19 protein-coding genes and 1 tRNA gene are annotated in these 21,166 nt (G+C 42.1%); 5 read left to right on the top strand and 15 right to left on the bottom strand.

Features of this window, described 5'->3' with window-relative positions; translation table 11 throughout:
* Positions 1-11 precede the first annotated feature (11 nt).
* The 5 genes from ACI2JM_RS10675 to ACI2JM_RS10655 all read right to left on the bottom strand — a co-directional run bounded on the left by ACI2JM_RS10675 (position 12) and on the right by ACI2JM_RS10655 (position 5,881).
* A complete protein-coding gene (locus ACI2JM_RS10675) occupies positions 12-1,415 on the bottom strand; it encodes a bifunctional folylpolyglutamate synthase/dihydrofolate synthase (RefSeq protein ID WP_404644110.1) in 1,404 nt (467 codons plus the stop codon).
* 234 nt (positions 1,416-1,649) lie between these two features.
* Complete coding sequence (accD, locus tag ACI2JM_RS10670) at positions 1,650-2,612, bottom strand: acetyl-CoA carboxylase, carboxyltransferase subunit beta (RefSeq protein ID WP_176393059.1); 963 nt, start codon at positions 2,610-2,612, stop codon at positions 1,650-1,652.
* A 269-nt stretch (positions 2,613-2,881) separates the two neighbouring features.
* Entirely contained in the window at positions 2,882-3,706 is an 825-nt protein-coding gene (gene trpA, locus ACI2JM_RS10665; RefSeq protein WP_087814684.1) for a tryptophan synthase subunit alpha, read from the bottom strand.
* 129 nt (positions 3,707-3,835) lie between these two features.
* The gene (gene trpB / locus ACI2JM_RS10660) at positions 3,836-5,110 is read right to left on the bottom strand and encodes a tryptophan synthase subunit beta (RefSeq protein WP_404644107.1); all 1,275 of its coding nucleotides are present in this window, start codon (positions 5,108-5,110) and stop codon (positions 3,836-3,838) included.
* A gap of 87 nt (positions 5,111-5,197) precedes the next feature.
* The gene (locus ACI2JM_RS10655) at positions 5,198-5,881 is read right to left on the bottom strand and encodes a phosphoribosylanthranilate isomerase (protein ID WP_045454504.1); all 684 of its coding nucleotides are present in this window, start codon (positions 5,879-5,881) and stop codon (positions 5,198-5,200) included.
* A 210-nt stretch (positions 5,882-6,091) separates the two neighbouring features.
* On the opposite strand from ACI2JM_RS10655, the gene ACI2JM_RS10650 reads away from it, so the two are divergent.
* Positions 6,092-7,783, top strand: a complete 1,692-nt coding sequence (locus tag ACI2JM_RS10650) for a cryptochrome/photolyase family protein (protein ID WP_404644105.1) — start codon at positions 6,092-6,094, stop codon at positions 7,781-7,783.
* Positions 7,784-7,879: 96 nt separating this feature from the next.
* On the opposite strand, the gene ACI2JM_RS10645 is transcribed toward ACI2JM_RS10650, so the two are convergent.
* Positions 7,880-8,041: a hypothetical protein gene (locus tag ACI2JM_RS10645; protein ID WP_404644103.1), complete on the bottom strand. Its 162-nt coding sequence runs from the start codon at positions 8,039-8,041 to the stop codon at positions 7,880-7,882.
* A gap of 168 nt (positions 8,042-8,209) precedes the next feature.
* Positions 8,210-8,947, bottom strand: a complete 738-nt coding sequence (locus ACI2JM_RS10640) for a DUF4230 domain-containing protein (protein WP_404644101.1) — start codon at positions 8,945-8,947, stop codon at positions 8,210-8,212.
* Positions 8,948-9,527: 580 nt separating this feature from the next.
* Here ACI2JM_RS10640 and ACI2JM_RS10635 point away from each other — a divergent pair.
* Positions 9,528-11,246: a proline--tRNA ligase gene (locus ACI2JM_RS10635; RefSeq protein WP_404644099.1), complete on the top strand. Its 1,719-nt coding sequence runs from the start codon at positions 9,528-9,530 to the stop codon at positions 11,244-11,246.
* A gap of 86 nt (positions 11,247-11,332) precedes the next feature.
* Here the strand turns inward: ACI2JM_RS10635 and ACI2JM_RS10630 are convergent, their stop codons facing one another.
* The 8 genes from ACI2JM_RS10630 to ACI2JM_RS10595 all read right to left on the bottom strand — a co-directional run bounded on the left by ACI2JM_RS10630 (position 11,333) and on the right by ACI2JM_RS10595 (position 18,041).
* Positions 11,333-11,734 carry a lysozyme inhibitor LprI family protein gene (locus ACI2JM_RS10630; RefSeq protein ID WP_404644097.1) on the bottom strand — a complete coding sequence of 134 codons (402 nt, stop codon included), beginning with the start codon at positions 11,732-11,734 and terminating at the stop codon, positions 11,333-11,335.
* A 106-nt stretch (positions 11,735-11,840) separates the two neighbouring features.
* Positions 11,841-12,704, bottom strand: a complete 864-nt coding sequence (gene queF / locus ACI2JM_RS10625) for an NADPH-dependent 7-cyano-7-deazaguanine reductase QueF (protein WP_404644095.1) — start codon at positions 12,702-12,704, stop codon at positions 11,841-11,843.
* A 63-nt stretch (positions 12,705-12,767) separates the two neighbouring features.
* Positions 12,768-13,601, bottom strand: coding sequence for a hypothetical protein (locus tag ACI2JM_RS10620; RefSeq protein ID WP_404644093.1), 834 nt, complete (start codon positions 13,599-13,601; stop codon positions 12,768-12,770).
* Positions 13,602-13,628: 27 nt separating this feature from the next.
* Positions 13,629-14,498, bottom strand: coding sequence for a hypothetical protein (locus ACI2JM_RS10615; protein ID WP_404644091.1), 870 nt, complete (start codon positions 14,496-14,498; stop codon positions 13,629-13,631).
* Positions 14,499-15,347: a hypothetical protein gene (locus ACI2JM_RS10610; RefSeq protein ID WP_404644089.1), complete on the bottom strand. Its 849-nt coding sequence runs from the start codon at positions 15,345-15,347 to the stop codon at positions 14,499-14,501.
* A 63-nt stretch (positions 15,348-15,410) separates the two neighbouring features.
* The gene (locus tag ACI2JM_RS10605) at positions 15,411-16,184 is read right to left on the bottom strand and encodes an ABC transporter permease (protein WP_045446727.1); all 774 of its coding nucleotides are present in this window, start codon (positions 16,182-16,184) and stop codon (positions 15,411-15,413) included.
* Between the two features lie 29 nt (positions 16,185-16,213).
* Complete coding sequence (locus ACI2JM_RS10600; protein WP_404644087.1) at positions 16,214-17,176, bottom strand: ABC transporter ATP-binding protein; 963 nt, start codon at positions 17,174-17,176, stop codon at positions 16,214-16,216.
* A 232-nt stretch (positions 17,177-17,408) separates the two neighbouring features.
* Positions 17,409-18,041 carry a c-type cytochrome gene (locus tag ACI2JM_RS10595; RefSeq protein ID WP_404644085.1) on the bottom strand — a complete coding sequence of 211 codons (633 nt, stop codon included), beginning with the start codon at positions 18,039-18,041 and terminating at the stop codon, positions 17,409-17,411.
* A 358-nt stretch (positions 18,042-18,399) separates the two neighbouring features.
* On the opposite strand from ACI2JM_RS10595, the gene ACI2JM_RS10590 reads away from it, so the two are divergent.
* The 3 genes from ACI2JM_RS10590 (at position 18,400) to ACI2JM_RS10580 (ending at position 21,165) form a co-directional block, all read left to right on the top strand.
* Positions 18,400-18,476, top strand: a tRNA-Arg gene (locus ACI2JM_RS10590).
* 170 nt (positions 18,477-18,646) lie between these two features.
* Positions 18,647-20,119: a tyrosine-type recombinase/integrase gene (locus ACI2JM_RS10585; protein ID WP_404644083.1), complete on the top strand. Its 1,473-nt coding sequence runs from the start codon at positions 18,647-18,649 to the stop codon at positions 20,117-20,119.
* A 770-nt stretch (positions 20,120-20,889) separates the two neighbouring features.
* Positions 20,890-21,165, top strand: coding sequence for an AlpA family transcriptional regulator (locus ACI2JM_RS10580; protein ID WP_193007834.1), 276 nt, complete (start codon positions 20,890-20,892; stop codon positions 21,163-21,165).
* Position 21,166 lies beyond the last annotated feature (1 nt).

The following is a 21,166-nucleotide window of genomic DNA, read 5'->3' as shown; positions in this document are numbered from 1 at the left end:
CCATTTTAATGTTAATTATCAACCGCCAGTGCTGCCAGTGCCTCGCCGATCGTATGAAAGGAGCCACATACCACGATAAGGTCTTGCGGCTGACTGGCATTGATAGCTGCATCGGTCGCTTCTGATAAACGTTTAAATTCGTGTATTTGAGCATTGTCGACATAGCTTGATAGGATACCTTGCAAGTGCTCAGTGCTCGCAGCACGTGGATAATCAATCTCAGCGACAAACCAATCGCTAATCGGTAAGCCCGCTATCGTCAAATGCTGCACGACTTTATTGATATCTTTATCACCCAACATAGAAAACAGCATTTTAATGCTGGCAGGTTTTCCTGTAGTTTGATTTTTTCGGCTACTATTTGGATTACTGCTGTGATTGAGAGCCTCAGAGCTATTTTGATTGGCTAAATGCTGTTGCCAAAGCGGTAATAGTTGCGCCAATAAAAACTCAACGCCTTGCTCGTTATGCGCGACATCAAACAGCCAATGGCGATTGTGGGTCTCACGATAATCAAAGCGACCAGCGAGACTGACCGTTTGTAATGCTTGCTCAATAGCAGTACTATCGACATTTAATGGACTTGCGAGCACTGCTGATAAGGCATTAGTAGTATTGGTCAATGACAGCGCTGGACGTGGTAACTGCATGGTAACGGCGGCATTGCTGTACTGCCAAGCGCTTGCATCCACTTCACGATAATCAAAGTCTTGCCCAACTTGATAACAAGTTGCTTGATGCTTATCAATCGCTTGCTGCACACTGACTGGCATCGCGGTAGCACCATAAACCACGCTAATACCATCACGTAAGATACCTGCTTTCTCACGGCCAATATCTTCGACATTGTCACCCAGCCAATCGACATGATCGATAGCGATATTGGTAATCACTGCCATATCAGGATCAATGATATTGACCACATCTAAGCGCCCACCCAGCCCTACTTCTAACACCCAAACATCGCAGTCCGCTTCGGCAAATATTAATAATGCGGCAAGTGTGGTCATCTCAAAAAATGACAAGGTCAGCTCACACGCTAATCGCGCTGCTTCTACCTTGCTAAAGGCATCAATTAATGTCTCGTCACTGACCATCTCGCCATTAATACGCACGCGCTCATTAAATACACTTAGATGCGGTGATTGATACAGAGCCGTTTTATAACCTGCTGCTTGGCACATCTGCGCGATGACAGCCGTCGTTGAGCCTTTACCATTGGTGCCTGCCACCGTGAATACATAAGCATCATCTTTGGCTGACTGTACCACGCCTAACGCCTCGGCAACTGGCAGAACTCGCGACAACCCCATATCTATTGCCGATACATGAATCTGCTGCATATAATCGAGCCATTCGGTCAAGCTAGAATGCTTGTTGGGAGTGTTAGGGTTAAAAAGTAGAGAGTCGGACATGGACACAGCCTATATTGAAATATTTGAATAAAAAATGGTCAATGAGAAAGCATTCATTAAGAAAGTAGAGACAGTATATAACTACCTGCCCAAAAAGCAAAAATAGCATTTACCGCTGTTGACGATAAATGCTATTGATTGATCTTACTTAGTCAGCAAAATTTAGCATGCTACTAAGCATAAGTCATGCGGAATATTAAACTCAGTTATCCATTAGTCAAGCCGATGAGCAAGTTAGGCATCAACATTAGGCATGCGGCTTAACTTTGCCAGCAGACGATAAATGGTATCAATCATTTGATGACGATGCACCACTTCATCGACCACACCGTGCTCTAACAAGAACTCGGCACGCTGGAACGGCTCTTCTAGCGTCTCACGAACCGTTTGCTCAATCACGCGCTTGCCTGCAAAGCCGATCATGGCTTTTGGTTCTGCTAAATGAATATCACCTAACATAGCGAGCGACGCAGTCACACCACCATAAACAGGATTGGTCAATATCACGATATACGGTACGCCAGCAATTCTCAAACGCTCAATCGCTGCGGCAGTACGAGCCATCTGCATCAAAGACAGTAAACCTTCTTGCATACGTGCGCCGCCAGAGGCAGCAAAGCAAACTAAAGGCACTTTGTCTGCCAGTGCTTTCTCAGCTGCTTGGACAAAACGATCGCCAACCACTGACCCCATAGAACCACCCATAAAGCGGAAGTCAAAGGCACAAGTCACTATATCAAGATTGCGTAGCTTGCCATACAATACAATCAGCGCCTCAGACTCGCCGGTTTTGTCTTGTGCTTCGGTCATACGCTGCGGATACGGCTTACTATCCACAAACCTTAGCGGATCTTTGGCAGTGAACTGCTGTCCTAGCTCACCTTCTACTTGATCGAGTAACCAGTTTAAGCGCTCGCGAGCACTCATCGGTAAATGATGATCACAATGCGGGCAGACATAGCAATTAAAAATCAGTGCCGTATTGGTAATCATCGAATGACAATTACTGCACTTGGTTGACGGTTCCGTCTCTACTGCTGTCAAAGGCGCTGTCAATTGCTGTTTAATACCCGGTATCGGGCGATTAAACCACGATTGCCCAGCTGTATTACCGTTTGGCTCAGCGTTACTTTTTTCAGTATGGTTCGGAGTCGTCATATCAGGTTTTATTATCGTATCAGTCATATTATTCGCCATTATCAAAGGCTTATCGACAAGCTGGCTCATGCGCTTGTCCCTAAGAATCGATTTATAAGGATCAGTTTAATCGTCACATATTCTCATAACTTTCGCAGTTATAAAGCGCAGTTATAAGGCACGCTTACGTGAAACTGTAACAATTTATATGTGATGTTAGTTTACACACGTAAACTAACTTTAGCAAAGTCATTTAACCCTGTCTTTATAAACATTGTTATTCATATTGCCATGACGATTTAAGTGACGATAATTTAACTTTATTTAACTCAAGCACTCAAACTATCAAGTGCACCGCGTAGCTCATCCATTTTTGCCATGATTTTTTGCTGAGCGGCGGCAACCGCAGTGCTATCATTTGCATCTATATCAGCAAAATTTTGAACCAAGGCACTACCGACAATAATACCATCAGCATGTGCTCCAATCGCTTTAGCAGAAGCCGCATCACGAATACCAAAACCCACACATACTGGCAAATCAGTCGCTGCTTTAATCGCTTGTACTTGAGTCGCAACATCATCAGTATCAAGCGTTGCCGAACCCGTCACGCCTTTTAATGACACATAATAAATATAACCACCGCAATGGGTCAATACTTGCTCACGGCGCTCAGGTAAAGTGGTTGGTGACAATAAGAAAATCTCATTCATCGCATGGTCAGTCAAATGCTGGGTAAAACTGCCCGCCTCGCTTGGTGGTAAATCAACCATCAAAATACCATCGACACCTGACTGCTCACATAGCGCCACAAAGTTATCATAACCGATGATTTCCACGGGATTTAGATAACCCATCAAAATAATGGGGGTCTGCGTGTCTTGCTGACGGAATTCCGCGACCATTTTTAGGGCATCACGTGTACTCGTACCTGCGGCTAATGCACGCTCTCCAGCTAAAGCGACGACTGGGCCATCTGCCATCGGATCAGAGAACGGCAAGCCAACTTCGATCATATCCGCGCCGTGCTTAACCAAATCATGTAGCAAGCCAACAAAGTTACTAGGATTGGGATCGCCTGCCATTACATAAGGAATCAGGGCTTTTTTATTTTGGGCTTTTAGGGTTTCAAAAGTGCTTTCAATTCTGGTCATAGTGTTCTCTTGATTATTATAAACTGGCCTAGTTAACCCTTTATTTAAGAATCAATATTAAACAAAGGGTGTTAAGCAATTTTTCTTATAATGGATAAATCGTAAAATAGCTTATAAAAATAGAGGCTACTACAACTCAATCCCTTCTGCCTTCATCACTGAATGCAAATCTTTGTCACCACGCCCTGACATATTGACGATAATGGTTTGCTCAGGAGTCATCGTTTTAGCCAGTTTAAGCGCATAAGCAACGGCATGAGCAGATTCAAGCGCAGGGATAATACCTTCTTTACGCGTGACTTCATGAAAGCCTTCTAACGACTCTTTATCGGTACAGCCGACATATTCAACACGCTTCATGTCTTTTAAGAAGCTGTGCTCAGGACCAACGCCAGGATAATCAAGACCTGCTGAGATAGAATGCGTCTCTTGAATTTGACCGTCATCATCCGCCATAAGGTAGGTACGGTTACCATGCAGTACACCGATACGACCAGCGGCTAATGGTGCCGAATGACGACCCGTTTCGATACCGTCACCCGTTGCTTCAACGCCATACATTTTAACTTCCGTGTCATTTAGGAAGTCAAAGAATAAACCAATAGCATTCGAGCCACCGCCAACGCAAGCCACTAGCGCATCTGGTAATTTACCCGTCATTTGCAAATGCTGGATACGTGCTTCTTTACCGATAATCGCTTGGAAATCACGCACGAGTAGCGGATAAGGATGCGGACCGGCAACTGTTCCAATGATGTAATACGTGCTATCGACATTGGTGACCCAATCACGCATCGCTTCGTTCATGGCATCTTTTAGGGTACGTGAGCCTGAAGTCACTGGCACAACCGTCGCACCGAGCAAACGCATACGATAGACGTTCATCTTTTGACGCTCGACATCGTCCGCGCCCATATAAACGATACATTCAAGCCCTAAACGCGCGGCAATCGTCGCCGTCGCGACACCATGTTGCCCTGCTCCAGTTTCCGCAATAATACGTTTTTTACCACTCATCTTCGCAAGTAGCGCTTGTCCAATGGTGTTATTAACTTTATGTGCGCCAGTATGGTTTAAGTCTTCGCGTTTGAAATAAATTTGCGCACCTCCAATCTCATCACTTAAACGTTTGGCATGATATAAAGGCGTTGGGCGGCCGACATAGTTGACCAAATCATTGTGATATTCTTCCCAAAACGCAGGGTCTTTTTTGACTGTGTTATATAACGTTTCTAGCTCTTCTAGTGCTGCCATCAAGGTTTCAGAGACAAAGCGACCGCCATGCACGCCGAAATGTCCACGGGCATCAGGATATTGATTGAAATCTTGCACGTTCTCTGGATTGGTGAAGGTATTGATAGCTTTAGCAGTGGTAGATAGATCTTTGCTCGCGACATGACTCATGATAATTCCTACTATAATAAGTGGTATTTTTTAAGATAAATAAGGGGGAAATTTTTCCAAGTAATTAGCTATTTAACGGATAAAAAACTAGTTACTGATATTCGAAGGTTCGCCAAGCGTCTCATTTTGCCATCGGTCGCGTTTTACCGCTTTCATAAAGGCACGCATTTTGGCAGCGTCTTTTTTGCCTTTGTCAGACTCAATCCCACCGCTGACATCGACCGCATAAATAGGCAAATCTAAAGTGGCAGCGACATTATCGGCATCCAGTCCGCCCGCTAAAATAATAGGTAGCGAGCTGTCTTGCGGTAGCAGACTCCAATCAAAACGTGCCCCTGTGCCGCCATATTTATGGGGATGGTAAGCATCCAATAAGATACTGTTCGCGCCAGCGGCGGCAAACTCATTAATCTCGGCACTTACGCTAGCGGCAGTGTGTTGGTCAGCATTGATACGCAGCGCTTTTATCCAGCGTTTATTGACCGCACTGGCCAGCTGCGCACATTGCTCTGGTGTTTCATCACCATGGAATTGAATGATATCAAAAGCGACCTGATTCGCTAATTCTATCAGCTCTGCGCGCGGCATATTCACCACTAGAGCCACTATACTTATAAAAGCTGGCAAAGACGCACTTAACGATTGCGCCTGCTCGATAGTGACAGCGCGTGGACTGGGCGGATAAAATACCAAGCCAACCGCATCAACACCCAACTGGGCAGCAATTTTAATATCATTAGGCTGGGTAAATCCGCAAAACTTAACGTGCATGATGTGACCTTAGATATAACACTCAGTACGACATTATTAGACTGTCTTCGCTACATTGACGGAAGGTAAACGTCAATTGCCAACGCTAAAGCGTAAATATGAGGATTTGTTAATTGAATGGTAAATCCATTGCATCCAAAAACTTATCCTAGCATACTTTTATTACCAGTTTTGTTTATGATTGCGATTGATTAATAGAGGGATAGTTGAATGTCTAAAACGGCGGCGGAAACGTCTCATAACACCGATAGCACAGATAGCACCGAAACAAGCAACTTCAACAATAGCGACGATGCCACTAGCGTAAACCCAGCACATTATTTAATGTGGTTTCGTCGTGACCTGCGAGTTCATGATAATACCGCGCTAGCTGCGCTTTGCGAGCAGGCAAATGCGGATAACGCCTCAGTAAGCGCTATTTACTTCGTGACGCCTGAACAATGGCAAGCCCATGACATGTCGCTGACACAGCTCGACCATATCGCTCGTACCTTGCCTATCCTAGCCAAATCTCTGCAAACGCAATTAAATATCCACTTAACAGTACAGCTCTGTCCAAGCTTTTCTGACTGTGTTGAGGCGATGCTAGATATCTGTAGCGAGAACCAGATCAGCACTGTTATGGCAAATCACGAGTACGAAGGCAATGAGATTAAGCGTGATGAACAACTAACCAAACAGCTTGCAAACAACGATATAGAATTTATCCGCTGGCATGATCAATGTATCTTGCCACCACAAACCATCACCACGAACGATGACAGCATGTATCAGGTGTTTACCCCATTTTATAAAAAATGGCGTCATACCTTGGATATCAGCACCATACAAATGCATGAGGCATCAGCCATAAATCGCAAGACTAAAGTCAAACTAGAAGTATCGAACGACAGTGCTACTATCGAAGATATAGAAATAGCAAGTAAAGAAGTAGTCGAAGATTATCAAAAGGCACTGCAAAATGCTGGTTTATTAGAGCACATTGATATGGACGTACAGCTTGAGCACGCTCGGGCAGCCTACCCTGCTGGCGAAGCGGCGGCGTGCCAGCGTTTAGAGGACTTCATCACTGAGGATATTGATAACTACGATGTGAGCCGTGATGTACCCAGTTTAAATACCACCAGTCAGCTATCTGCCTACCTGACTATTGGTGCAATCAGCCCCAGACTTTGCTACGTACAAGCTACCCTACAATTAAGCAAAGCACTGGGAGAATTACATGGGAATGACGGTGACACCTTAGATAGCGGGGATAGCTTTGACAACACTGATAATAACGACATTAACCGCTGGATAAGTGAGCTGGCTTGGCGAGATTTCTATCGCCATGTTTTAGACTATAAGCCCGATCTGATTCGCCATCAAGCGTATAAACATGAGACTGATGTCAAAATTAACTGGTCATATAATCAAGATGATTTTGCGGCATGGTGCATAGGTAAAACTGGCGTGCCGTTAGTCGATGCGGCAATGCGCTGCCTGAATGCGACGGGCTTTATGCACAATCGCTTGCGGATGGTCACGGCGATGTTTTTGACCAAGGATTTATTGATTGATTGGCGCTTAGGTGAGCGCTACTTTATGCAGCAGCTGATAGATGGTGACTTTGCGTCCAATAATGGGGGTTGGCAATGGAGCGCGTCTACTGGCACCGACTCTGCACCTTACTTTCGTATTATGAACCCTTTTAGCCAAGCCAAAACCCACGATACCGATAGCGAATTTATCAAGACGTGGCTGCCTGAGCTAAAAGCTATTCCTACCACCATCTTGCATAGCGAGGATAAAATGCGTCAAGCACTGGCAAAGGGCGGTAAATTTTCTGACATTGATTACCCATTACCGATGGTCGAACATAAAGCGGCTCGCCAATTAGCGATTGCTGAATTTAAAAAATAGCGACGCATTACATCAACACTAAAACCTCAATTTACTAAGAGTGTCAGCTATTGCATCTTACTCACATTATCTACCCTTACTAGTATCAGCTAGAGTTTACAAGATACGAGTTTGGATAACATAAAAAGCATAGGCTAATAAAGTGAAGCTTATGATTAACAGCACCCATGTCGCAAAAGAAAGCGATTCCTTCGCTTTAGGACGCTTATTAAGCTGACGTTCAGGCTTAGAAGACGGTTTATTATTAAGAGTTGTCATATACGCCACCTTTTGTATAGGGTTATATTATCAACGAAATTCATAAGTTGATTATGAATAATAGATAAGCTTTACTATACAATATAAATGGCGTTACTTTAACTGTTTCCAATTAATAAGCTAACGTATGATTATCTAGTCTATGACTCTAATAAAATTATGTATGCATTATTTTACTGGCATCTGGCACGCGCCTGCGCCTTGAGTCGTTACCGTCACTACTGCACCAGTTAACGAAAATAGCTGTTGCAGTTGGGTTTGCGCATTTTCTAGTGCCATATTCATGACATCACCGCGACAAGCGCGTTCGAGCACTTCTTTTTTTGCCATACTTTGCGCTTGTTGCAATATTTTTGGATCGACTTGCATCATGCCAAAAGCACCAGTCTGCCAATCATAAATCTCGATATCGTCTAGATAAACCGAAAATATCTCTGATGGTGGGATGGTAATATTGATTTGCGGCATCACTGAGACTGGCGTATTAGCACCCGCTTCTTGTACCTCATCGACGTTAATTTCAGGCTGCAACACTTGTACCATCTCAGGGGTAAGTGCACTTAAATCAATCCCCGCCTCCACTCGTCCGCGCGCGATAAACAAACCCTTTTGCTCGTCTTGCCACAGCTTCATCCAACTGCCAGGACGTTGACTGGTAATGACGGTATCGACACTAAACGCCACCGTTTCCAAACGATTCAATTTTTGAATTTGTGTGACCACGCCTTCACGAGTAATGGTTTCTATCGGCTCTTCCTTGGTTATATTCTGCACACTATAAATAGCAAAGACGATAGCTGCTAAACCAATGAGCAATATCATCCACGACATCATCGCAATGGGTTTTTTCGCTTGTGAGTTAGTCGCATCATTATTAACAGGAGATCGATTGTCAGGATTATTCATATAAACACCCTCAGAGTTTTATCATTTATTCTTATTAAACGTATAACAAATAACTGTCTAAATGATAAATGCTACTTTTGAGCAGCAACTTCAAGTAATAACTACCAATACGCTACATAATGACTAGCGCTACCATTTATTATAAATACCCTAAAAACTGGTAAATAATCGAGTTGTAGTGACCTCATTTGCTCGTTTAAGTCACGTTTAAGTCACGTTTAAGTCACGTTCTGTCTGAAAAAACAAAAAGTCATTGCGTCTTAGGCTAACTTTACCTAACATAGTCAGATTGTATAAGCAAAATGTTGGCGTACATCTATTTTTCTGGTCTTTATGCGTAAAGTATGACGCTGCCAACATCAACGTTTTAATACAAAATGAAAAGTTCCAGCCTTTTTGTAAGGCGTTTTATGAACGCACTTTCTATTCATGTACTGTTTGTCGCAGTACTTTTTAGCTAGGCATGTCCTAGACTATTACCAAGTGATACAAAGGTAAGCTTGCGTCGGCCATCAAAGCACACGCTCAACATCCTACTATTTCTTATTTATTTTATCGTTGATAAGGTTACGCTTTATTTATGAAAGCCAGTCAATTTTTATTTGCCACTCTAAAAGAAACCCCAAGTGATGCCGATATCACCTCAAGCCAATTGATGGTGCGTGCCGGTCTTATTCGAAAGATTGCTTCTGGGTTATATATTTGGTTGCCCATGGGGCTACGCATCTTGCAAAAAGTCGAACGTATTGTTCGTGAAGAGATGCAAGAAGTTGGTGCACAAGAAGTGCTCATGCCGATGACCCAGCCTGCCGAGCTTTGGCAAACGACCGGACGCTTTAACGATTATGGTCCTGAGCTGTTGCGCTTCAAAGACCGTCATGATCGCGATTTTGTATTAGGTCCGACGCATGAAGAAGTCATCACCAATCTGGCGCAAGGCGAGCTGCGTAGTTATAAACAATTACCAATCACCTTTTTCCAAATTCAGAACAAATTCCGTGATGAGATTCGTCCACGTTTTGGTGTGATGCGCGCACGCGAATTTACCATGAAAGATGCTTATTCGTTCCACGTTGACCAAGCCTCATTGGCCAAGACTTACCATGATATGTATGACGCTTACACGCGTATCTTTACCCGTTTGGGCTTAGATTTCCGTGCGGTACAAGCGGATACTGGTTCTATTGGTGGTTTTGCTTCACATGAATTTCATGTCTTGGCAGACAGCGGCGAAGATGATATCGCCTTCTCTGATTCTTCTGATTATGCGGCCAACGTTGAGCTTGCCGAATCAGTGAGCACCGCTGAGCGTCAGCCACCGAAAATGGTGCGCGAAGACGTCCTGACGGAAAATATGACCAGCTGTAAAATGGTTGCTGAACATTTAGGCTTACCATTAGAAACGACGGTCAAAACGCTAATCGTCCATGGTCATACCGAAAATGATGAGCCACAGCTTATTGCTATCGTATTACGCGGCGATCATCAGCTAAATACGATCAAAGCCGAGAAAATCGAAGAGGCCAATGTGCCGCTGACAATGGCTTCTGATGAAGAACTGAAAGCTGCTGGTCTGCATAAAGGCTATATTGGCGTTAATTTGGATATACCTGTCTTCGTTGATCGTTCGGCAGCAACTTTGTCAGACTTTGTGTGCGGTGCCAATGAAGTTAATAAACACACCACTGGTATGAACTGGGCGCGTGATGCGAGCATTACACGTGTCGTTGATGTACGCAATGTACAAGAAGGCGACCCTTCTCCTGATGGTAAAGGCAGCCTAAAAATCAAACGTGGTATCGAGGTCGGTCATATCTTCCAGTTGGGTGACAAGTACTCGCAAGCGTTAAATGCTACCGTATCTGGTGAAGATGGTAAGCCTGTGACCCTAATGATGGGCTGCTACGGTATTGGTGTGAGCCGTATCATTGCCGCTGCTATCGAACAGAACAACGACGAAAACGGTATCATGTGGCCACAGACGCCAACGGTTAATGATTCAATCGCTCCTTTTGAAGTCGCTATCATACCGATGAAGTCAAAAGAAGAGACCGTCATGCAGACAGCGACGGCACTCTATGAAGAGTTAAAAGCACAAGGCATCAATGTGCTTCTTGATGATCGTAACGAGCGTCCAGGTGTCAAGTTTGCTGATCTTGAATTGATTGGTATTCCTCATCGTATCGTGGTTTCAGACCGTAACTTGGCTGAAGGCAAGTACGAATACGTCAATCGCCGTGAAGCAGAAAAACAAATGCTAAGCCGCGAAGAAGCCATTGCAAAAGTAAGCGGCAAATAGTTTTATTCATAAAACTTATACCATAAAAAGCGCCTGTCTCATAAATGAGATAGGCGCTTTTTTTACTTCTAAAAAAATGAAAATTGTTATTTGATATTATATTTTTTAGCAATCGCCTTACTACGTTTCTGACTCTCGTTAGCGGCGCAAACATTAGCGCTAATCTGAGCGTATACCACAGAATTATTCATTGGACCTTCATAGTCAAAGTCACACTTATCATTACGATCCTTTAACCATATACGCTGCTCTTTATCCAACTGCTGTTTTTGTGTCGTATTCAAAGTACGATAAGCGCTCATATAGATTTTATTGAGGCGATTTTTTTCGACTACAATCGCATCGTTACCACAATCATAAGCCACTTCCATATAAGCGTCTTCACAGTTATATTGATTTTCCACAAATGCAGCCTGTGCCAACTGCAAGGTAGCTAGAGACAAAGTAGCAGTCCCTAGAGCGGTTAAAAAGCTGGTTTTTAACTTCATAACTGCATCTCAATATTCATAAAATAAGGTTTATTGAGTATAAGAAAGAACGCTCATCTATGAAAGCTAAAAATCTTCATTATTAAACATGGTAGTGAACATGCATTTACTGGCGAATCAAACGACTTGGTTTAGGTAGCAAGGTTATATCACTCACACGGCAAGGGTTGATATCGATACCGCCTCGGCGTGTATACCAAGCGCGAACCATCAGCTCACTTGGCTCATAGTATTGACTCAAATCAGCAAATATCTGCTCCACACATTGCTCATGAAAACCATTGTGCTGACGGAAACTTAAAATATAACGCAGTATATTAGCCGTATTAATGGGCTTATCCGTCGTAATCGATACTGCCAACGTCCCCCAATCTGGCTGATTGGTGACCGGACAATTACTGCGTAGTAAATTAGAATAAAAAGTATAGGGCTGTGCGCTGTCAATTTCTGAATGAGCATCCGTTTTATCACCACTCAATAGCGACGCATCAGGATGTTCGCATAACGCAACTTTAGCCGTACTATTTTCTAAGGCATTATCAATACAAACTCCTTCAGGTTGGGCGATTAATAGCCCTGAGCGTTCATCTTCTAAACTAAATAACTCAACTTGTACCTCTGCTTGTACGCACTGCGACAAATCTTTCGCTATCAGCGCTTGCACATCATTCCAACTAGCGAATTCAGTAAAGTTAATACTGTTTAGATAGAGCTTAAGTGATTTTGACTCAACGATAAATGGCGAGCTGGCCGGAATGCCAAAACGTGCGATAGCAACCTGCGAGATACCCTGTTGATTTAACCAAGACAGCTCAAATGCCTGCCACCAATCGATGCCAACCATTAACTTATCGTCTTGCCAGCCAATGGCATCACGCCCCATACTACGGGCAATTGGATACAAGGTTTCTGGACTATACTCGGTTGGATAGTCGGTGGTTTGCTCACCCAAGATACCGTGAATACTCATAAGTTACTTACCTGTCATGCTTAAATATAATGAAATAAAAACCAGTCATTTTACAGCAATGGGCTATTTTATGGGAATCATTTGCCAGTCTGATGCAGAATCTGTCTTTACATAGTTAAAGCGTACTCGGTAAGCAGCAGTATAGCTATCGTTCATTTTGAAATAGAAATCTACCAATAAGCTCTCATTGGTAATCCATTCAACCTCTACCTTGCGAACCATTGGATTATCTTCGCTACCATTATAAAATTTTAAATGTTGTCGGAATTTATCGTAATCCCTGTTATTTTTTTCGTCATACTGGTAAGCATCGCTCTTATCTTTTTTCCAGATCATGACATTTTCTTCTCCTGGAAACTCAACTTTAACCGTAGCTGCATAAGTCATATCTGGTGAAAACGTCAAATGAGATCCTTCAAACTCTTGCTTGAAGCCTGAATCTAAATCAATCAATACTGTATTGTTAGTCTCATATATTTGCCCAGATAAATAAAGCCAGTTGTTATCTGCATCATAATGGTCTAAAAGATAAACATATCTAAGCTCTTTTTCCCCTTCTGCAAAATCGTCCATCAATATGATAAGGTCATGATTTGGTACCTTTATGATAGTCTTGTTTAGCTTGCGAGAAATGTATTCTGATAAACCCCATTTCTTGATGAGTCTTTGATTATAAATCATCAAGCTTTTATCTAAGCAATCTTGATAAATCCGCTCATCTTCACTACTGCAATTCTCACCCCAGTTAGGATAAACGGGCTTGTCTAGTACCTCCCAAACATAGTCATCCATCGCCGCTTTGGGCAGGTCTGCTTGCGCAGGCACCGATAGCATCAGTAGCAATGCACTCGCCATACAGATGCGAATTGAGGTGGCGACTGATAGAGTTATTTGCATATGAGAGCTAGACCTTTTTATTGTTTTTTAATCGTTGATATTAGCATCAGGTAAAACTCTCTGCCATTTACCCTCTTTATTATCAGCCGCATAAATATAGCGCACGCGAAATGCTACCGTGTCAGTGGGATTGACTCTGTAATAAAAATCAACGTTAACTTTATTATTGCTTGTCCAACTGATATATCGCGCTTCGTACACTTCGTTTTTTTTGTCATCGTCATAATCTTGCTCATATAATTCATCACTACCAAACACCGTTGCATAGCGTCCGTCATTATTACCTTTTTGACGCTCCCATAACATGATATCTTTAGCCATACCTTGCCTACCGTTGAACCCTACCACTTGAGTCATATCGTCAGAAAACTTAAGGTTGGTCGCATATAGCTCTTGCCAACGCCCCGTGTTTAAATCGACAATGACAGTCGCTTGAGTCTCATACATCGTATGTAGTAACTGTAATAAATGATGCGATTTATCGTAGTACTGTAATTCATAGTGAGCGCTATGTTCCTCTTCAAACGGTTCAAGATAATCCTTAAATACCAATGGCTGCTTTTGATTCGGTATACTGATATAAATGGTATCCTTTTCTCGAACGACTCGGTCACTCAAGCCCCACTCTCGGCTTTGTGCATTATCAGCTTGGGCTAACGATTCAAAAATACAGTTTTCATAATCTGTAAATGTTTGATATTCAGTATGATCGTATCGACAGCTGTCTTCATACCAGTCTATCGCTACAGGCGCAGCGACTTTTATCCATATCTCTTCACTTTTCGATGGCTTTAAAGCTAAAGGCGCTGCCTGTGCATCTAAGGCTGCTATTGTGGTAAATATAAATAGTCCTGCGACAGTCAACGCTGCTTTTATGTGATGAGAGATAGTAATCATTTACCTACTACCTTCATACAGTTGCCACTTATTCATTGAGGTATTTTTAATAAAGGTATATCGTACTCTAAAAGCCGCTTCATTTAACTTATAAAAAGAATCTGCATAAAATTTATCATCATTTATCCAAGTAAAGGTTTCGCTATCATAAACCTGCTGTGCTTTATCTGCTTGATAAAACTTTTTATGACTGTCGTAGTTTTTTGAATCGTCACTACTGCTATAGACTTGTTTATAGTAGCCTTCATAGTAACCGCTATCTTGTCGCTCCAAAATATTGACGTGTTCCGTCGCTCCCATTTCACTTTCAAAACCGACTATATATCTCATATCAGGAGAGATACTTAGCTTTCTGAGACTAAAATCTTGCCAAAACCCAGTAGTCAAATTCACTACCGTCAAGCTCTCTCCTTCATAAAATCTTTGATGTATTGTCAGTAATTTCCGTGATTTATCGTAGTCTTGTAGCGAATAATAAGGATTAAAATCCTCTTCATAAGGACTGGAGTAATCAACAAATACTAGTGGGTTTTTCCGATTAGCAACTTTGATAAAAATCGCATTTCTCTCTCTAACGACTTTATCGCTGATACCCCATTGCTTACTAAGCGCATTATCCGCATCTTCCCTCAAGTTATACAGACAGTTTTGTAGCGCATCATAAGTTTCATATTTGTAGTCGTTAGGGCAATCATACTTATACGTTGCAGGATCTACAGGCGTCTCCATGACAACCCAATCATAATCATCCATTGCCGCAAGTGGCGCGGCGATGGCAATGCTCGTGATTGTACTCAATAAAGTGGCTATAAAAGCCTTACTCATACTTCTGACAAAAAAATTTTGCATAAAAAAAGCCCAACAATGTTGGACTCTTATAATAAGGTGACAAGCTACATTTTACAAACTAATCTACAAGCGTACACGTGAGCCATTACTGAGTAAACGATAGGCGATGGTATAGAATACCGCACAGAAGACAAAAATAGCAGCCATCGAATACCAGACATTCACATCAGAATAACCGAGAATACCGTAACGGAACGAGTTCACCATATAAACGATAGGATTTAATAGCGAGATATTTTGCCAAAATGGTGACAAGTTTTCCATCGAGTAGAACACACCGCCAAGATATGTCAATGGCGTGAGTACAAAACTTGGAATGATAGAAATATCATCAAATGAGCGGGCAAACACGGCGTTGATAAAGCCACCAAGTGAAAATAAGATAGACGTACCCAGTACCGTAAATACCGTCACAAATAAATGCTCAATGCCAAGGTCGGTAAAAAATAGTGCGACTATTGAGACGATGATACCAATGGCCAGTCCACGAAAGATACCACCACTGATATAACCCATTAAAATCGCATGTTTGGAAACTGGCGAAACCAATAGCTCCTCGATACTGGAGGTGAATTTGGCACTAAAGAAGCTCGAAACCACATTGGAGTAACTGTTGGTAATAATCGACATCATAATGAGACCAGGCACGATAAACTGCATATATGGTACGCCGCCCATTTCACCCACACGCGAGCCGATCATCTTACCGAAGATGACAAAATAGAGACTCATCGTAATCACTGGTGGCAGCAAGGTCTGTGGCCAAATACGCAGAATTCGGCGAACCTCTTTTAACAAAATGGTGCGAAAAGCAATCCACTTTTTATTCCATGACATGGTTTTATTAGGATCTATCATTTCTTGACTCACAATCCTGCCTCCTTCATGCTGTCTGCACTTTGGATATTTTTGTCTACTAAGCGCATAAATAGCTCTTCTAGTCGGTTGGCTTTATTACGCATACTGGCTACCGTGATACCTTGCTCAGATAACTGGTCAAAAACACCATTCAACGATTCGCCTTCAGTCAGTGTGACTTCAAGCGTCTGATCATCAGGCTGCGATGTGTCTGTCACTCCTGCCAAAACCAATTGACGCATAAGCGGTGTCTCCAAATCAAAAACAAAAGTCTCAACCGATAGCTGCGCTAGCAAATCCTTCATCTCGGTATTAATACGAATCTCACCATGATCCAAAATCGCAATGCGTTTGCACAGCTGCTCCGCCTCTTCAAGATAATGAGTCGTCAGAATAATCGTGGTGTTTTCTTCGATATTAATCTGCTGCATAAACTCCCACATAGAGCGGCGTAACTCGATATCTACCCCAGCGGTTGGCTCATCCAAAATCAATAATTTTGGCTTATGAATCAGCGCCCTTGCAATCATCAACCGGCGCTTCATACCACCTGATAGCTCACGTGATTTGCTATTGCGTTTGTCCCACAGACCTAGCGCCATTAATAATCGTTTTGCCCGTGGGCGTGCTTCTTTGGCAGGAATACCAAAGTAACCAGCCTGTGTAATCAAAATATCTTCGACTTTTTCGAACATATTAAAATTAAACTCTTGTGGGACGATACCAAGATACTGTTTAGCGATAGACGGATTCTCTAGTAAGTCGGTACCAAAGATCTTTACGCTGCCAGTTGTTGGTTTAAAAAGCGAGCTAATAATACCAATCATGGTTGATTTACCAGCACCATTTGGCCCCAGCAACGCAAAAAAACCTCCTTGCGGGACGGTTAAACTGACATCTTTGAGTGCCGAAAACCCATTGCTATAGGTTTTGGATAAATTCTGGATAGCAAGTGCTGGTACCTCAGACATGAAAACCTCTTTATTGGTTATAAATTTATGTAAAATCGTTTTTAGAATATAAATAGACAGAAGAGACTGTGTAGTGTCATAAAGTGAGGCTAGTATCGGTGAATTTCAACTGTAATGCCTTAGAAGTACTGTATTGATAATACTCATCATTAAAAAAGCGCCTATCTCATTTAATGAAATAGGCGCTCCACTGATATATAGGGTAAAAGGCTTAGCCAGCTATTCAATAAAATTAGCTTGCTTCACCAACCATATAATCGACAGCGTTTTGAACTTCCTCATCAGGGATATCAGCACCACCTTTAGCAGGCATGGCGTTAAAACCATTGATAGCATGAGTATATAATGTTTCTTTACCCTTGGAGATACGTGGTCCCCATGCACCAGCGTCACCTAAGATTGGTGAGCCAAGTAGACCTGCCGCATGACAAGTCTGACATACCGCGTTGTATACTGCTTTGCCATCACGAGGACCATCACCCGCTGCTGGGCCAGCGGCACGTGCCGTCACATCACAAACTTCATCGTCTTCAAAGCACACTTTAGCAACTGGCTGAATGCGAGCAATTAAGTTAGGATACAAAGCAATCAGCTTTTGCACTTGCGGCGTATCTTGCGGAATAGGCTCTTCATCAACCGCAGGTGCGGCAGCGGCAGTTTCTGCGGCAGGTGCATCGCCATCAGTCGTATCTGCAGCAGCTTGGGTATCATCACCCAACTGCTCAGGCGCATTTGCTACCACTTCCTGCGCTGATGCTACATCAGAAACAGTTACAGGAGTGTCTACAACACTTTCAGCTTGGCTCACCGCGATACTAGCGATTCCTAGAATGGCAGCTGCCGATAACATAACTACTTTTCTCATTCGTCACGTTCTCTTATTACATATACAAAGGCTCATACGGCTCAGACATTCTGCTTGTCCTCCTTTGACAACCAAATAGTTATCAATAGCAAACAGCCATCCCGCGTACTAGCACACTTGTAATCGGTGATTATAAATATGAATTCTCCCTATCATTATAAGGGAAAAGGCAGGTAGATTGCCATGCCTGTTTAATGACTATCCTGTTTTTTCTTAAAAAACATCAATCACTGTCTTCATTCATTGGCTTTATGGATTTTATTTGTTAGACTAAGCGGTCTTTATTTTTCGACATCTTTACTGCTCAGAACGCTCGTTTAGGCATGATGTTGATAATACCGTACGCCGTTGTTATTATGCGCTCGTAGCTCAGTTGGATAGAGTATCGGTCTCCGAAGCCGAGGGTCGTGGGTTCGATTCCCGCCGAGCGCACCAATCATTGTATTTCCCCCTTCCCTAGCATTACCTCAAACCTCTAAAACCCTTATATACTAAGGTATTACGTCTTTCAACATAACTTGCCATTACCTATTAGCACCTATAGAATGTTGTACATCTTGTTGTACATACACAACATTTTTTATAGCTGGCTTTCGGGTGTGATAATGAATGAGCGTAAAAACTATTTACTAACTGACAATGGCGTGAAGGCAATTGCTAAGCAGTCAGCACCCGCCAAACGCACAAGATATAGCGATGGAGACAGTCTTTATTTAATTCATGATCCTAAAGGTTCACTTTATTGGGTCATGGCTTATCGCCATCAGTCCGATAAAGATATTAAACCTAAACAAAAAACTCATCATATTGGTACGTATAAACTATCTAAGCAGATGATTGACGCATCATTCAAACCTGAAGTAACACTCAAGCAAGCTCGTATCGAACGCGACAAAGCAAAATTATTACTTGCTGACGGTATCGATCCTAACGACCATAAGAACAGGCACAAAAACAGCTACGAACAAAAAGATTTATTTAAAGTCATAGCTGAAAGCTATATGTCAGAGAAATCAAAAACCACATCGAAGAACGTGCAAAAGCTACAAGGGTTTTTGAATAATCATATTTTAGACCACATAGGTGAATATCCTATTAGTGCGATCACAGCGCAAGATATTATTAAGACAGGACTTGCTATTCAAACTAGCTTCGAAGCACAAGGCAAATATACGTCAGTAACCGCGCATAAATCCATGGGACTTATCAGCTCAATATTTGACTATGCTATCAATACGCTAGGTTATGACATCGTTAATATTGCCAGCGGACGTAACAAGGCATTAAGGCCACACAAAGCCAACCGCATGAAAGCCGTTGAACAACACCAATTTCCTGAGCTTCTACGCAATATTGACAGCTATGTAGAAAACCATCCAAATGGCCATCAACAAACTGTTGCTGGCTTGCAGCTAATGACGCTATGTTTTGTTAGAACTAAAGAATTAAGGTTTTTTGAATGGTCAGAAATTGATTACCATAAAAGCGTTTGGCGCGTGCCAGCTCATAAGATGAAAATGCGTCAAGATCATATTATCCCGCTGTCACCACAAGCAATGGCAATTATTGAAAGTTTGAGACCACTGACAGAGCAGACAGGTTATGTTTTCTATAACTTCGAATCTAATAAGCCATATAGTGAAGCTTGGTTCAATCAGGCATTAAATCGCATGGGCTATACGGGTGACCACTACCCCAAAATGACAGGACATGGCTTCAGACAGCTTGCTAGTACAGGGCTATATGAGCTGCAATTCAATGACAACTTGATAGAAACACAGTTAGCGCACCTCGAGCAGTCTAGTGTGAAAAAGCGATATGACTTATCAGCTCATTTAGCGGAGCGTCAAATGATGATGAATAAATGGGCAAACCATCTTGAAGATTTGCGCGCCGGTAAAGCGGTTAGTTTTGATCTTTTAACACCTGATGAATTATACAAAGAAATGAGTAATAGAAATAAGCAAGTGACTAATATAACGCTGCATGATAAAGACATTTTGATAAAAAATCTAAAAGCACAAGGCGTGTCAATAGATATATTAGATGCGCTCACTAAGCACTTTCAATATAAATAAAAGAGTAGATTTTTATATAGAACCAAAAAAATAATGTAACTAAATATGATTTTATATGAGCGCTATTAGTTTACTTTGTCCCGATATCAGCGTACATAAGCCTATGAAAAAAATGGATAAAATCTCATTAAATACAATCGAAGTAGCTTAGTCGATTGATCTATCTACATAGGCAACTTAGTAAACTAATCTATAGATGTAGATAGCAACATTTAATAATGCTCCATAAACATGTGGTAAGCTAACTCTTAGTTACCTACTGAATTGTAGCAATGAAACAATCTGATTAAAAAATAAAGAAAAAATAGTATGGGCGTATAAGTCGCTTTTAAGTTTGGCGACTAGGTAGCGATTTATCCGCCCACCTATTTAATGAGACACAACAAAGAGGATTCAAACCATGACTTAAATAACCACCTAAAAGAGGAGATAGTTGTATCTTGGCTTTGTCTTTGCTGGTTTTTACTAACACTTAATATGCTTTTTTGACTTTCATATTATGTGTAAGTCTCATAGTAGTTAGCAAACGCCAAATAAGCAATACCCTTCAGCGAAACTGTACTCCTCTTAAAAGCCCGTAAGGTCTTACAAACCATAGCGATAAGCCTGTCAACCAGTCTAGAAATTGGTTACAAAAAAACAAGATTACTTTTATTTTGCCTCAGAACATTGAGGTGAAACAGACAGCTTATTGTTTTTTCTCATCGTTTTCTAAATAAAAAACTTTATAAGAGGTTTACATAATGACGCCAGTTAATAAGTACCTGAGGATGGCAGACCTTGCCAACTATCCCGAATGCAAAGCTAAGACCTACATTACAAAGTCAGGTCAACAGCGCACCGTCACTGCCAAAGCTGCCACACGCGGCATCACTGGCTTTAGTGTTAAGCATATCTACCATTTAATCAATCAAGGCAGTTTTCCAAAACCTTTTAAGATTGGAAGAGCTAGTCTATGGCGATTGTCAGAAATAAATAACTGGTTAGATAGTCATGGACAGCAGACAGATAATCATACCAATGCTAACGCAAAAGAAGGGGTTTAAT

The organism is Psychrobacter sp. NPDC064578 (assembly GCF_044901245.1).
GTDB classification, from domain to species: domain Bacteria; phylum Pseudomonadota; class Gammaproteobacteria; order Pseudomonadales; family Moraxellaceae; genus Psychrobacter; species Psychrobacter cibarius_C.
This window is presented reverse-complemented; position numbering and strand designations above follow the sequence as displayed.

What these genes read in the sequence shown, in the direction of transcription:
- ACI2JM_RS10675 (WP_404644110.1), bottom strand. Translation starts at nt 1,415, where the DNA reads ATGTCCGACTCTCTACTTTTTAACCCTAACACTCCCAACAAGCATTCT.
- accD (WP_176393059.1), bottom strand. Translation starts at nt 2,612, where the DNA reads ATGGCGAATAATATGACTGATACGATAATAAAACCTGATATGACGACT.
- trpA (WP_087814684.1), bottom strand. Translation starts at nt 3,706, where the DNA reads ATGACCAGAATTGAAAGCACTTTTGAAACCCTAAAAGCCCAAAATAAA.
- trpB (WP_404644107.1), bottom strand. Translation starts at nt 5,110, where the DNA reads ATGAGTCATGTCGCGAGCAAAGATCTATCTACCACTGCTAAAGCTATC.
- ACI2JM_RS10655 (WP_045454504.1), bottom strand. Translation starts at nt 5,881, where the DNA reads ATGCACGTTAAGTTTTGCGGATTTACCCAGCCTAATGATATTAAAATT.
- ACI2JM_RS10650 (WP_404644105.1), top strand. Translation starts at nt 6,092, where the DNA reads ATGTCTAAAACGGCGGCGGAAACGTCTCATAACACCGATAGCACAGAT.
- ACI2JM_RS10645 (WP_404644103.1), bottom strand. Translation starts at nt 8,041, where the DNA reads ATGACAACTCTTAATAATAAACCGTCTTCTAAGCCTGAACGTCAGCTT.
- ACI2JM_RS10640 (WP_404644101.1), bottom strand. Translation starts at nt 8,947, where the DNA reads ATGAATAATCCTGACAATCGATCTCCTGTTAATAATGATGCGACTAAC.
- ACI2JM_RS10635 (WP_404644099.1), top strand. Translation starts at nt 9,528, where the DNA reads ATGAAAGCCAGTCAATTTTTATTTGCCACTCTAAAAGAAACCCCAAGT.
- ACI2JM_RS10630 (WP_404644097.1), bottom strand. Translation starts at nt 11,734, where the DNA reads ATGAAGTTAAAAACCAGCTTTTTAACCGCTCTAGGGACTGCTACTTTG.
- queF (WP_404644095.1), bottom strand. Translation starts at nt 12,704, where the DNA reads ATGAGTATTCACGGTATCTTGGGTGAGCAAACCACCGACTATCCAACC.
- ACI2JM_RS10620 (WP_404644093.1), bottom strand. Translation starts at nt 13,601, where the DNA reads ATGCAAATAACTCTATCAGTCGCCACCTCAATTCGCATCTGTATGGCG.
- ACI2JM_RS10615 (WP_404644091.1), bottom strand. Translation starts at nt 14,498, where the DNA reads ATGATTACTATCTCTCATCACATAAAAGCAGCGTTGACTGTCGCAGGA.
- ACI2JM_RS10610 (WP_404644089.1), bottom strand. Translation starts at nt 15,347, where the DNA reads ATGCAAAATTTTTTTGTCAGAAGTATGAGTAAGGCTTTTATAGCCACT.
- ACI2JM_RS10605 (WP_045446727.1), bottom strand. Translation starts at nt 16,184, where the DNA reads ATGTCATGGAATAAAAAGTGGATTGCTTTTCGCACCATTTTGTTAAAA.
- ACI2JM_RS10600 (WP_404644087.1), bottom strand. Translation starts at nt 17,176, where the DNA reads ATGTCTGAGGTACCAGCACTTGCTATCCAGAATTTATCCAAAACCTAT.
- ACI2JM_RS10595 (WP_404644085.1), bottom strand. Translation starts at nt 18,041, where the DNA reads ATGAGAAAAGTAGTTATGTTATCGGCAGCTGCCATTCTAGGAATCGCT.
- ACI2JM_RS10585 (WP_404644083.1), top strand. Translation starts at nt 18,647, where the DNA reads ATGAATGAGCGTAAAAACTATTTACTAACTGACAATGGCGTGAAGGCA.
- ACI2JM_RS10580 (WP_193007834.1), top strand. Translation starts at nt 20,890, where the DNA reads ATGGCAGACCTTGCCAACTATCCCGAATGCAAAGCTAAGACCTACATT.